Annotated in this window: 12 protein-coding genes; all 12 read left to right on the top strand. The window is 35.6% G+C overall.

Annotated features, from left to right (window positions below):
- Positions 1–46 precede the first annotated feature (46 nt).
- Positions 47–826: a hypothetical protein gene (locus tag DEU39_RS12560; protein WP_228411949.1), complete on the top strand. Its 780-nt coding sequence runs from the start codon at positions 47–49 to the stop codon at positions 824–826.
- A 16-nt stretch (positions 827–842) separates the two neighbouring features.
- Positions 843–1,466 (top strand): hypothetical protein, encoded by a 624-nt coding sequence (locus DEU39_RS12555; RefSeq protein ID WP_120232129.1) that lies wholly within the window; start codon positions 843–845, stop codon positions 1,464–1,466.
- A gap of 200 nt (positions 1,467–1,666) precedes the next feature.
- The gene (locus tag DEU39_RS12550) at positions 1,667–2,248 is read left to right on the top strand and encodes a sensor histidine kinase (RefSeq protein WP_228436768.1); all 582 of its coding nucleotides are present in this window, start codon (positions 1,667–1,669) and stop codon (positions 2,246–2,248) included.
- The gene (locus tag DEU39_RS12545) at positions 2,217–2,894 is read left to right on the top strand and encodes a response regulator (protein ID WP_062676134.1); all 678 of its coding nucleotides are present in this window, start codon (positions 2,217–2,219) and stop codon (positions 2,892–2,894) included. The genes DEU39_RS12550 and DEU39_RS12545 overlap by 32 nt, the downstream gene beginning before the upstream one ends.
- A gap of 150 nt (positions 2,895–3,044) precedes the next feature.
- Positions 3,045–4,400 (top strand): T6SS phospholipase effector Tle1-like catalytic domain-containing protein, encoded by a 1,356-nt coding sequence (locus tag DEU39_RS12540; protein ID WP_120232128.1) that lies wholly within the window; start codon positions 3,045–3,047, stop codon positions 4,398–4,400.
- 189 nt (positions 4,401–4,589) lie between these two features.
- Positions 4,590–6,518 carry an ABC-F family ATP-binding cassette domain-containing protein gene (locus DEU39_RS12535; RefSeq protein WP_120232127.1) on the top strand — a complete coding sequence of 643 codons (1,929 nt, stop codon included), beginning with the start codon at positions 4,590–4,592 and terminating at the stop codon, positions 6,516–6,518.
- A gap of 147 nt (positions 6,519–6,665) precedes the next feature.
- Complete coding sequence (locus DEU39_RS12530) at positions 6,666–7,022, top strand: hypothetical protein (RefSeq protein ID WP_228436747.1); 357 nt, start codon at positions 6,666–6,668, stop codon at positions 7,020–7,022.
- 270 nt (positions 7,023–7,292) lie between these two features.
- Positions 7,293–9,686 (top strand): TonB-dependent receptor, encoded by a 2,394-nt coding sequence (locus DEU39_RS12525; RefSeq protein WP_120232126.1) that lies wholly within the window; start codon positions 7,293–7,295, stop codon positions 9,684–9,686.
- A gap of 18 nt (positions 9,687–9,704) precedes the next feature.
- Positions 9,705–10,295: a hypothetical protein gene (locus tag DEU39_RS12520; protein WP_120232125.1), complete on the top strand. Its 591-nt coding sequence runs from the start codon at positions 9,705–9,707 to the stop codon at positions 10,293–10,295.
- Between the two features lie 138 nt (positions 10,296–10,433).
- Positions 10,434–11,768 (top strand): trigger factor, encoded by a 1,335-nt coding sequence (locus tag DEU39_RS12515; RefSeq protein WP_062676128.1) that lies wholly within the window; start codon positions 10,434–10,436, stop codon positions 11,766–11,768.
- Between the two features lie 172 nt (positions 11,769–11,940).
- Positions 11,941–12,627 carry a hypothetical protein gene (locus DEU39_RS12510; protein WP_120232124.1) on the top strand — a complete coding sequence of 229 codons (687 nt, stop codon included), beginning with the start codon at positions 11,941–11,943 and terminating at the stop codon, positions 12,625–12,627.
- Between the two features lie 153 nt (positions 12,628–12,780).
- The coding region (locus DEU39_RS12505) for an insulinase family protein (RefSeq protein ID WP_147367591.1) at positions 12,781–13,059 on the top strand (279 nt) is incomplete at its 3' end.

Raw genomic sequence — 13,059 nt, 5'->3', positions numbered from 1 at the left:
TAGCATATTTAGTTTGTATATTTTTATACGACTAAAAACTATGCTTATGTCAACATTAAACATTGTAGACTATATGCTGCCTGTAGAAGAATGTAGAGCAGCGTCAAACCAGTGGAAAGCATGTCTTTCTGACTTTTCCAAAATTCAAAAGCTTATCCCTACCAACTATGTTTTTAATATTTCCAGAGAACACCTTGAATGGATGAAGGGGTTTAAGGATTATAAAGACTTCTGTGCTGCAGTAGGAATTTACAGAGACCGATTGATTCTTATCTTTTATCCTATGAACAATGATGGGGTAAAAATAGATGTAAAAGAATATCCATATAGTTTCCTTACCGAACTTGAAAAAGATCTGAGATTGCAGGAAATTCAGGAATATACACTTATTAGAAACGCCGTTCTATCCAAAGATCTTGAAAGCATGGAAAAAAATGCCAATATGGGATTGCCTGTTTCCAATACACCCATTCTTGAACAGGACAAAGCTGTAGATGCTATTGAACGTTGGAGAAATCAAGGTATGGATTGGTTTTATAAAGAGACCAGAGAAAATCAGGGAAGTGGAATTTTCAGAAAATTCTATGTTCCTACAGCAGACCTTTGTCTTTCAGATGAAGGATTGGCAGGTATTACCTGTTCTTTTGGGATCAGATACAATGATATTTACGGAAAAATGTTGGTAACGCTTATCTTTATCTCTTTCCGTGAAAACCTTAGAAATGCAGAACTGGGAGCAGAATCAATTTCCAATACTTACGACTGGGCAAAACCATGTCCTCCTATTTGCCGTATCCCTGATGTAGATGTAGGAAGTGAATTTTAAAACGATCTATTGAGGAATGGCTGAACTTTATAAGGCAATTTTATTCCTGAATTATGCACTGCTCCTGTCCGTTATACTACTGGGAGCAGCAAAATACCGCATATTAAATCATAAAGAAAAGCAATATTTTCATTGTATTGCTTTTCTTTTTTTTATTGAATTGCTGAATCTGGCGCTGCCTTATATCTTCAGACTGAATGATACCTCATTCCTTTATCCCTTATACATTGCGGGAGAGTTTTTCCTGCTTACAGGTTTATTTATCAGAAAGCTGGACTGGCCAAGATATGTTTTGTGGATTGCAGGTGTATTGGCAACAGGTTTTATGATCTCGAAATACGGATTTGATTATCCTGCCAATGCTGACATAGCGAAAGTGGTTTCCAATATTATCATCATCTGTCTTTCCGGATTTACTCTGATTCGGGAGATTAAGAATACCTCTACACAGAACCGCTTTCTTTTGGTAGATGCCAGTATATTTTTCTATTACTCTGTCTCAGTATTTATTTTTATCATTCAGCACCAGATCGCCAATCTGTCCGAAAACGATTATTATACTATTCTCAGTGCCAATAATATTCTTTCGAGTATTTTGTACTGTTCATTTTTATATACTTTTTTCAGATTAAAGAAGTAACACTAAATATCAATCTGCTGATCCTGATAATTGTTACCATAACAGTTATCGTATCCTTTATTCTGCTAGCTTACAGAGCTTTTATTACCAGAATTATTAAGGAAAAAAATGTACAGCATGAAGCGGAAGTTCTTCATCAGAAAAAATTAGTTCTGGAAAACATCAAGGCCCAGGAAGAAGAAAGGAAAAGAATTGCTGTGATGATTCATGATGATATCGGAAACCGCCTCAATATTCTTTCTTTGTGGTTGAATAACCTCGATACTCAGGGTGATGAGCTCATCAAAAAAAATATCTACGGTCAGATGTCTTCCCTGATCGATGCTGCCAGAAGTATTTCCCATTCATTATATCCTGTAAACCTGGAATCTGTGGGTCTGGTTTTATATGTTGAAGAATTAATAGCCAACCTTTCCCATAAAATCAATATTTCCCTGCAGGTAATGTCTGGATATGAAAAGAAAGATCTTTTCGTGGAAGTACAGCTGTACAGGATTATTCAGGAGTTTACCACCAATGTGATCAAGCATTCCGATGCAACGGATATTTGGATTTACATTAAAGATTATCCTGAAAATATGGCCGTTGTAATTTCTGATAACGGACAGGGATTTGAATATGAAGAAGTGAAAAAAGGGATGGGAATCAAAAATATTGAATCCCGTATCAAATCAATGAACGCCACACACAAATGGAAAAAAACATTTTCAAATAAAGGAAGTCGTTTAATTATAAAAATTCCAAAATATCATGAGTTCCCAAATCAAACTAGCACTGATTGATGATGAACAGCTCATCCTTGAAGGGGTAAAAATGTTGCTGTCCAATGAAAAAAATATATCGGTTTGCCTTACCGCAGATAATGGCCCCGATTTTATAGAAGACCTCGGAAAACTTTCAAAAGATGAATTTCCTGATATTGCTCTCGTAGATGTTCAGATGAAACCTATGAATGGTTTTGAACTGGTAGAAATCCTGAAAGAAAAATATCCGGATCTTAAAATTATTATCCTGTCATCCCATTATAAAACCTCTATTCTCGGATATATGGTTAAGCTAGGAGTATCAGCATTTCTTCCCAAAAACTCGAATAAAAAAACCTTTATTGAAGCCATCACAATGGTAGATAAAAATGGTGTCTTTTTTACGGCCGAAGATCATCAGATGCTGTTTACTTATATGAACAGCTCTGCCAAAAAAAAATCTCTTTTTGAAACAGAAGATGAATTATCCGAAAGAGAAAAAGATGTGGTAAAACTGATCTGTCAGGAATTGACCAACAATGAAATCGGAGAAAAACTCTTTATCAGCCCCAGAACTGTAGAAAGTCACAGACAACGTATCCTGGAGAAAATCGGAGCCAAGAATACTGTGGGTATAGTAATCTATGCCATTGTCAACAATATTTACTCCCTTGAAAAAATCTAAATTGATTCCGTAGAAATACGGATTTTTTTATTTGGTACTTTTCACTCTAGCGAACCTTATTTTTCTTCTGTTATTTTGGAATGTCTCTTTCAGGGATGGTAGTTGAAAAAAAACACAAACAGGATCTTTAGTAAAAATTAAAGTAGAAACATGAATGGTAACAGAGTGATTTCCGTCGGGATTTTCTTTGACGGTACAGGAAATAATGGAGCAAATATTCTTTCACCGGATAAACCGCTGAATAATAATGAAAGCTATTATGGTACTTTCAGCAATATCTATAAATTATACAGTTTATTCGTTGGAGATGAAAAAATATATATTGAAGGAATTGGTACCGCGACAGGCAGTGAAGATAATAATTTTGCCATGGCAACCTGTGCAAATCCACCCTATGGAAGCGGATATTCGTCTGATGATAAACTTCAGAAAGCCGGAGATTTTGTGCAGAAAATAATCCATGATGAGACAAAGGAGTACCATTTCTATATCTATGGATTCGGGAGAGGAGGGATGCTAGCAAGAACTTTCTGTAATCAGCTTCTGACTTTTTATGCGGTAGGAAATTGCAGAATAAAATTTTTGGGGCTTTTTGATACGGTTGAGTCTAAGCCTTTTAATAATTATAACATGAAGATCTCTGCACAGGTAGAGAATGCTATGCATTTCTGTGCGGTTAATGAGGGCAGGTTTTTCTTTCCATTGACAGGTTTGTTTGAGAATTCGAAAACAATGCAGGATCAGAAATTGGAAAATCAGTCTTCAGTTTGGAAAGAAATATTTGTTCCTGGAGATCATGCTGATATTGGAGGAGGATATCTGGAAGGTCCACAATCTGTTTATATTTCTACAGATTTCATTAATGTTGATGATCTGCATGACTACGTTTCAGATATCAGAAATGCAAAAACCAATGCTGATGGAAATAAAATATGGGATGCTTTACTCTCGGAATATAAAGTGGAAACGGTTAATGCCCTTTCACAGGCCTATGTTTGCCGGGATAAAGTATATAATGACCTGTCAAAAGTATATGGAAAACTCATGATGGACGAAACCAATACCATATTATCAGTATTTAGTACTGAGAATGAAGCGTATTTTGGAACAGATTATAATAAGCATGCTTTTCTCAATCGGTTTTATATCAAAATGAAAGAATATGTAAAGGATCTTTCTACAAACAAAAAACCGATATATGATTTCGAAAGATTTGTGGATTATACCCATATTTCTTCAAACTTCGGATTGTATAGTGATAGTTTCCGGTACAGAACTCAGCGTGAAATTAATATTGAGTTGATTAATAATGGATTAAATGTATCAAGTCGTACCACCGTTGATGAAACAAGCCGTACAAAAAGGCTTTCCGTAGAACTTCATCTTCCTGAAGACAGCTTTGTTGCAGATTTCCTATATGGAACAAACGTTCCCAATAATGATATCTGGGTTCGTTCTATTATAAAAGCACCGGCAGCTACGATATTAAATGAATGGAAGAATTAATGAAAAACTTCTCAGTTTTAAATTTAGGTTAGGGGACATCTGAGGGTGTCTCCTTTTTTCGGTTTAATGTATTATATACAAGGAAAAACTGTTGAATCCTGACCACTTTTTTTATTTCTCGGCTATTCATTTCTTTTTCCGTATTTTTGCACCCGAAAATTCATTATTCATTACTAATTATTAATTAAGATGCTTTCGGTTCAAAGTTTAGGATTACACCATTCAGGAAATTATTTATTTCAAAATGTCAATTTCACCATTAAAAAGGATGATAAAGTAGGTCTCGTTGGTAAAAATGGAGCAGGAAAATCCACTTTGTTGAAAATGCTTTCAGGAGAAATTAATTTCTACGAGGGAGAAGTTGTCACTGAAGGAAGTGTTACCATTGGTTTCCTTAAACAGGATCTTGATTTCGTAAAAGGAAGAACAGTGTGGGCAGAAACCATGCAGGCTTTTGAACAGATCAATGCCTGGAAAAACGAACTGGAAGAGGTGAATCACCAGATGACCGTAAGAACAGATTACGAAAGTGATTCCTATACGGATCTGATTAATAAAATGACCGAGCTGAATGACCTTTTGATGAACCATGATGCCTACAATCTTGAAGGCGACATGGAAAAAGTGTTATTTGGTTTAGGATTTAAAGCAGATGACTTTCAGAAAATTACCGATGAATTTTCCGGAGGATGGAGAATGAGAATTGAATTGGCAAAATTACTTCTTCAGAAGAACGATATCATGCTTCTCGATGAGCCTACCAACCACCTGGATATGGAATCTATCATCTGGCTGGAGAACTTCCTGAAAGATTATCCGGGAGCTATTGTTCTGGTAAGTCACGATAAACAGTTTATGACAGCGGTGTGTAACCGTACTTTTGATATCAACAATAAAAAAGTTGATGATTATAAAGCGAATTACTCGAAATATCTTGTCATGAGAGAAGATCGCCGTGAGAAACTGATTCAGGCTAAAAAGAACCAGGATGCGGAGATCAAACAAATGGAGGATAACATTAATAAGTTCCGTGCAAGTGCTACCAAAGCATCTTTCGCGCAGTCCCTTATTAAGAAATTAGATAAAATCGAACGTATCGAAGTGGATAACGAGGACGTTTCGAAATTCAATATCCGTTTCGTACAGTCTATGGTTCCGGGGAAAGTGATCTTCGAAGCCATCAATCTTGGAAAAGCTTATGGGCAGAAGCAGATTTTTGATGATGTAGACTTTATCGTTCAGAGAGGAGACAGAATTGCCCTTTTGGGACAGAACGGACAAGGAAAAACGACATTGGCTAAAATTTTAGCCGGAGATATTAAAGATTATTCCGGAACCTGGAATCTTGGACATAATGTTAACATCGGATATTTCGCTCAGAATCAGGAAGAGGTTTTAACACCTAATAAAACGGTTCTGGAAGAAGCTGAAGATGCAGCAACAGAAGAAACAAGACCAAGAGTAAGAGACTTATTAGGATCTTTCCTTTTCCAGGGAGATGCCGTTACTAAGAAAACAAAAGTACTTTCCGGAGGAGAGAGAAACCGTCTGGCACTTTGTAAACTGTTACTTCGTCCTTTCAACACGCTGATCATGGACGAACCTACCAACCACCTTGATATCCAGTCTAAGGAAATTATCAAGCTGGCACTGCAGAATTTTGAAGGAACTTTAATAGTAATCTCTCACGACAGGGAATTCCTTCAGGGACTTTGTGATAAAATCTACGAATTCCGTGACGGGAAAATGAAAGAATTCCTAGGTGATATCAACGAATACCTGGAGTACAGACAAAAGGAAACCATCAGAGAGATTTCTGCAGAAAAGGCAAAACTTCACAGCGAAGTAAAGGTAGAGCCTAAGAAAGTGGAAGAAAAACCTGTCGTAAGCAACAGCCAGTCTTCAAATATTGTAAGTAAAGAACAGAAAAATATTCAGAATAAAATTAAGAAAGTGGAAGAGAAAATTTCTGAGCTTGAAACAAAAGTAGAGCAGATGGAAGCATCTTTTGCCAAAGAAAATCCTTCAGATGAAACCTTAGAAGAATACAACAAAGCTAAGGAAGAGCTGGATACCGCTTTACAGGAGTGGGAATATCTTGGAACACAACTGGATTAAACTAAAATATAAATGCTTCATCAAATCAGTAAGATGAAGCATTTTTTTGTAACAAAATTGTACTTGTTTCTACCTATTGTCAACAATCATTAAGTAATTTAATAAAAGTTTAAGGAAACAATTAAATTATTTTCATAATTTTGAAGCATGATTTTTAAAGAAAGCAGAAACATAAAGAGTTTTATCTCCAAACTGTTGTTTGGAGTGTATTTCCTCGCGCTGCTTTCTCAAAGCTTTCACCATCACGATTCTGTAGACTATTTTAAGGCTTTTCATCTTAAAAAAGCAGAGAATACGATGACGAAAGCCGTTACTAAAGAGAAAGCTGGCGACTGTCTGGCCTGCCACTTTTTGGTTACCGGACATACATTAGCTCCTGAAGAATTCAATTTTACTTTTGAGCATTACAGCCATGAAGTAAAACAAATCATCGCCATCCAGGAGAAAATCTGGTCACAGACCAAATTCACCTTCCAGCTTCGGGGACCGCCCGCACTTGCATAATTCATAGATTCTATAGGGTTTAAAGTTCAATGTTTACTGCTTTAAATTCAATGTTTAAAGTTTAAAGTTTAAAGTTTAAGGTTTCAAGATGTTGGGAAAAATACCTGATAATCTGTAATTGATATTTAATATTTAATAATGTTCAATTACTATTTTCCGGTTTCTTAACTTCTTATCAAGAATACATTGTACCATCAAAACTAACCCTTCCCACAAATTTTAACGAAAAATGTACCCTGTTGAAAAGGGTACGCAATCAATCTATTTACAATGAAATTGATATATTGCCTGCTGCTGGTCTTTTGCGGATCAGTATTTACAAGTGCACAAAAAACTTATACTGTAGAGGGAACCGTTCAGGATTTCCATGATAAAACATTGCTGGAAAATGCAGTGATTAAAATCGGGAACTTTACAGCCAAAACAAACAAGAAAGGTAAATTTTCTTTAGATAAAATTCCTGCAGGGAAGTATACACTCATTGCACAACATCCTGATTGTGATGATTATACTGAAAATATAGGAGTTAATCAGGATGTTCAGCTGGTGATTACACTGGAACACCATGTTAAAGATATTGAAACGGTTACCATCCATGGTAGTCATAAGAACAATGGAAGTATGGTGGTGAAAACACTTGATAAATCAACGCTTTCAAGAAATGTTACCGAAAACTTAGGGAATTTATTAACCAATATTTCCGGTGTAAATGTTCTTAAAACAGGAAATAATATTGCTAAACCTATTATCCATGGGCTTTATGGAAGCAGGGTTTCCATCATGAATGATGGGGTAAAACTTGCCGAACAGGAATGGGGAGTAGAGCATGCCCCCAATGTGGATGTCAATAATTTTGAACATATTGATGTGATCAAAGGGGCATCTGCTTTGAAATATGGAGCCGGCGCTGTAGGTGGAGTAGTTGTTTTACAGCCTCAGGTTTTGCCTAAGAAAGATACTATTATGGGAAATGTTTCTCTTTCCGGAATTTCCAACGGAAGAGGAGCCGATCTTAATGTAAAACTGGCAAAAACATGGGAGAATGGATGGGGCATAAAAACCAATGGAAGCTATAAAAAGCTTGGTGATCTTGAAGCTCCGGAATATGGACTGATGAATACCGGGCTTGAGAGTTCAGGATTTAATTTCGGTGTGCAGAAGATGACATTTGAAAAAGGATTTTCATTTGATTACTATCTGACGAAAAGCACAGTCGGGATTCTTAGAAGTTCTCACGTAGGGAACTCTGAAGATCTACGTAATGCTCTTACATCACCAGAACCTATCTATCAGAGAGATTTTAGCTATGATATCGATAATCCCAGACAGGAAATTGAACATCATATCGCTAAAGTTTCGGCCTATAAAAGGTTTGAAAATTTTGGAAAAATAACGGCTACTTACAGTTTTCAGTACAATCATAGAAAAGAATATGATATCAGACGTACAGAAGTGTTGAATAAGAAGCCGGCATTGAATCTTGAGCTGATCACCAATGATCTGAATGTAAACCACCTCATAGAAAGAGGGAACTGGAATCTTGAGACAGGAATTAATGCAGGATATCAGAATAACTATTCCAATACGCAGACTGAGGCAAGACGTCTTGTCCCGAACTATGACAGATATTATGCAGGAATTTATTCTGTACTAAAATATAAAATTACGCCGGAACTGGATCTTGAACTGGGAGGGAGATATGATTACGATCATTATGATGTAACAAAATGGTTTGGTCTGAGCGACTGGAATAAAAAATATGCTGCAGATTATTCAAATTTTGCAGTGAGAATAGATCAAAATAGAATTCTCACAAAACCATCATTAACGTATAATAATATTTCAGTAAACGGGGGAATTGTTTATCATCCATCCGAATATTTTAACCTGAAATTCAATTACGCCAGGGTTTCAAGATCTCCGAATATCGCAGAACTTTTTGCAGACGGACTTCACCATTCTGCAGCTATTATTGAAAGAGGAGATATGAGAATGAAAAGTGAAACCGGAAATCAGTTTAACTTGGTGGCAGATGTAAAAGCAAATGTCTTAAAAGGACTGAATATTTCTGTTAACCCATATTTCTTTTATACTCAGAATTTTATCAACCAGATTCCTACAGGATATCAGAATACTCAGTGGGGCGGAGCTTTTGTGGTATACAACTATCAACAGATCAATGCAAAAATGTATGGATTGGATATTGATGCTCAGCTTAAGATCACAGATAATCTGACTTACAAAGGAAGCGGATCTTACGTTTATGGGCAGGATCAGACTCATGATGTACCGCTTATTCTTATGATGCCTCCGAACTTTAACAATTCATTGGAATTCAATAAAAAAGAATGGAAGAACTTCTATTTCACCGTAAGTAACAATACATATCTGAAACAGACGAGATTTCCTGTTTATAACGTTCCGATCAGATTATTTGATTCAGACGGAAATCCTTACAATGAAGAAGTGGATATTTCTACACCTCCAAACGGATATTCCCTTTGGAACCTTCAGACAGGGGTAAATCTGTCTAAAAATTTCGGAATTGATTTCTCAGTTCGAAATGTATTCAATACGTCTTACAGAGATTATCTGAACAGACTTCGTTTCTTTTCCAACGAAATGGGAAGAAACTTCATTTTAACTCTTAAATATCAATTTTAATTATTTAAAATCAAAAACATGAAAAATATTTTTAAAAATACAACACTTATCTTAGGACTTTTATTCTTAGCTGTTTCTTTAAGCTTAATATCGTGTAACAGAAGCGATGATGAAGCAGATGACCTTCCTCAGGAAGAATTGTCAGATGTCCTTTTAAGAGTAACGGATCAGGCTGACCCTAATAATCCTATTGTTTATGATTATCAGGTGAACAGTACTACTAATCCTAATGTTAAACTGATCAATGGCCATACTTATAATGTAGAAGTTATTTTTAAAAACGGAGATGAAGATGCTACTCAGGAAATTAAAGACGCAAAGGATGAACATTTCCTTGTATATAATTTTCCTAACTCAGATATTACCTTAACCCGTACAGATGACGAAAAATCAACCAGAAAAGATGGAAACCGTGTTGGGTTGAAAACAAAATGGGTAGTCAATACTGCGGTAAAAAATGCTTCTGCACCTAGTCAGTTGGTTCTTACATTATTCCATGAGCCGGTAACGGTCTCTGAAGCTTCTGCCGTAAGCGGAAACGGAGTGATTTACGGAACTCATACAGGAGGAGAAACTGATGCACAGGCTAACTATAATATTGTTAATTAATATACCTTTAATCTTGTTTGGGCCACCGGAATTCTCCGGTGGTTTTTTATTTAACAATATTTGGCTTTATTAGTTGATTTTAAATGGGCTTTTTTCATAAAAAATTCCTATTTTTGCAACCTAAAATTTTAATCAATAATGAAGGTTACCGCACAAAACCATGATGACGTAAGTGCATTGCTTACAGTAACATTGGAAAAATCTGACTACAAAGAAAAAGTAGAGAAGCAGTTGATTAATTATGCTAAAAATGCGCAAGTTCCTGGATTCAGAAAAGGGAAAGTGCCTTTGAGTATGGTTAAAAAACAATATGAAGCAGGTATTGCATTTGAAGAAATCAACAGACAAGTTTCTGATGCTTTAAACAACTATGTTAATGAAAACAAATTAAGATTAGTTGGTCAGCCTGTTCCTCAGCCAGTAAACGAATTAAATTACAACGCTGATCAAATAGAAGTTGCTTTCGAAGTAGGATATGAGCCTGAATTCACTATAGATTTAGCTAAATATGAAGCTCCTCATTACAAAGTAGAAGCTTCTGATAAAGAAATCAGTAAGAGCATTGAAAACATGCAGAAGCGTTTCGCTGAGCAGGTTCCTCAAGATAAAATCACTAAAGATTCTTACATTGCTTTAGAAGTTTCTCAGGTTGTGGAAGAAGATGCTGAAGGAGAGCACCACCACCACCCAAAAAACCTTACTATTACTGCTGAAAACAAAGAAGCTTTCAAATTGGTAAAAGGTTTGAAAATGGAAGGTTCTGTAAAAGTAACGAAAGAAACTCTTGCAGGTGACGAAGAATTAGCTAAAGAATTAGGATTCAGCAAGGAAGAAGTTGAGCACCTACACCACAATGAAGTAGAAGTTAAAGTAAAAGATTTCTATTCATTAAACTTAGCTGAACTTAACCAGGATCTATTCGACAAAGTATACGGAGAAGGAAACATTAAGTCTGAAGATGAGCTTAAAGATAAAGTGAAAACTGAATTAGACGAGTATTTCCAACAGAATGCTGATGTTCACTTCGTGAATAAAGTATTAGAGCAAGTAACAGAGAAAGAAGAAGTAAAACTACCTGAATCTTTCCTTGTGAAGTGGTTATTATTCTCTAACCAGAATATCCAGTCTGAAGAACAGGCTAAAGAAATTCTTGAAGCTGAGAAAAACCAATTGAAATATCAGATCATCGAAGGTAAATTGATGACTGAGAACGAAATCAACCTTGACTATGCTGATGTATTAGCTCAGGCTGAGCAGTTAGTGAAAAACCAATTGGCAATCTACGGAATCCACCACTTAGGGGATGAAGAAATCCAGAAATATGCTGTTGAAATGTTGAAAGACCAAGAGCAGGTAAGACAAATTTCTTCTGAAGTAGCAATGGCTAAATTGAAAGATGTAATTCTTGAAAAAGCTAGCAAAAAAGAAACTAAAATTTCTCACGACGAATTTTTAGAAGAACTTAAGAAATAATTATATCCAGATATAAATATTTGAAAACCGTCAATTTTTTGGCGGTTTTTTTTATATATCCCACCTGAAAATCATTAATCATTAATCAATTATCAATCATTACTAATTGCTCATTATTTATTTGTATGTCCGCCAATATTCCTATATTTACTCTTTAAACTTTATTATAAATATGAAAAAGATCATCATTCCGTTTTTCTGCGCTGTACTTTTCTCAGTGCCTGCAGCAGCTCAGAAAAAAGGGGCTGCATCTGCTAAAACAGAAGCCGTACAATCAAAACTTACACCTAAAGAGGTTATTGATAATTATTTCAAAGCGTTAGGTGGAAAAGATAAACTGGACGCTGTAAAATCTACCATTACTGATAACACAGTGGCTGTACAGGGAATGGAAATCCAAATGACAACTAAGAAATTAGGAAATAAATTCAAATCTGTACAATCTTTCATGGGGAAAGAAATGGTACAGCTTTTTGATGGTGAAAAAGGATATTTTGATCAGATGGGAACCAAAACAGATATTCCTGCTGACAAAATTGCTGAACTTAAAAAAGGAAAGCCAATGGATGCTTTAGCATTTGATGCTTCTAATTTCCAGGCTGTATCTACAGAAAAACTTGACGGAAAAGATTATACTGTATTGTCTTCAGACAAAGGTAAATTCTATTTCGATGCCGGAACAGGACTTTTATATAAAACAGATGCCGGAGAAGGTAAAGCAACCATTAAAAGCTATATGGCGGTAGACGGAATACAGTTCCCTGCTGAAGTAGAAGCTGAAGGTGGAGGTCAGAAAATGACAATTAAAACCACAAAAGTGGTTATTAACTCCGGAGTTTCGGATGCTGATTTTAAATAATAAGATACTTTTTAAGACACAAAAACCGGGAATTTCCTGGTTTTTTTTATATATAAATAATTTTAACTCAAATTTAACTATAAAATTGATTTAATGATTTCTTCACCTTCTGAATAAATATTAGTTTTAAGCCGTAAATAAAATCAAATAACCATGAAAAAAGTATTATCTTCATTTGCAGTCATTTTCCTGATGTCTGCGAATGCCTTTGGACAGAATATTCCAGTGGATCCATCTGTACGAATTGGTACTCTTTCCAACGGAATGAAGTACTATATCAAAAAAAACACATTACCTGAGAAAAAAGTAGACTTCCGTCTGGCAATCAATGCCGGATCTATCCTTGAAGATGAGAATCAAAGAGGGTTGGCTCACTTTATGGAGCACATGAACTTCAATGGAACCAAAAATTTTCCGGATAATAAATTAGTA

This window comes from Chryseobacterium sp. AG363 (assembly GCF_003610675.1).
Taxonomy (GTDB): domain Bacteria; phylum Bacteroidota; class Bacteroidia; order Flavobacteriales; family Weeksellaceae; genus Chryseobacterium; species Chryseobacterium cucumeris.
The sequence above is the reverse complement of the archived record's forward strand: the minus strand, read 5'-3'. Positions and strand labels throughout refer to the sequence as shown.

Coding starts and splice junctions, on each gene's coding strand:
- DEU39_RS12560 (WP_228411949.1), top strand. CDS start 47: ATGTCAACATTAAACATTGTAGACTATATGCTGCCTGTAGAAGAATGT.
- DEU39_RS12555 (WP_120232129.1), top strand. CDS start 843: ATGGCTGAACTTTATAAGGCAATTTTATTCCTGAATTATGCACTGCTC.
- DEU39_RS12550 (WP_228436768.1), top strand. CDS start 1,667: ATGATTCATGATGATATCGGAAACCGCCTCAATATTCTTTCTTTGTGG.
- DEU39_RS12545 (WP_062676134.1), top strand. CDS start 2,217: ATGAGTTCCCAAATCAAACTAGCACTGATTGATGATGAACAGCTCATC.
- DEU39_RS12540 (WP_120232128.1), top strand. CDS start 3,045: ATGAATGGTAACAGAGTGATTTCCGTCGGGATTTTCTTTGACGGTACA.
- DEU39_RS12535 (WP_120232127.1), top strand. CDS start 4,590: ATGCTTTCGGTTCAAAGTTTAGGATTACACCATTCAGGAAATTATTTA.
- DEU39_RS12530 (WP_228436747.1), top strand. CDS start 6,666: ATGATTTTTAAAGAAAGCAGAAACATAAAGAGTTTTATCTCCAAACTG.
- DEU39_RS12525 (WP_120232126.1), top strand. CDS start 7,293: ATGAAATTGATATATTGCCTGCTGCTGGTCTTTTGCGGATCAGTATTT.
- DEU39_RS12520 (WP_120232125.1), top strand. CDS start 9,705: ATGAAAAATATTTTTAAAAATACAACACTTATCTTAGGACTTTTATTC.
- DEU39_RS12515 (WP_062676128.1), top strand. CDS start 10,434: ATGAAGGTTACCGCACAAAACCATGATGACGTAAGTGCATTGCTTACA.
- DEU39_RS12510 (WP_120232124.1), top strand. CDS start 11,941: ATGAAAAAGATCATCATTCCGTTTTTCTGCGCTGTACTTTTCTCAGTG.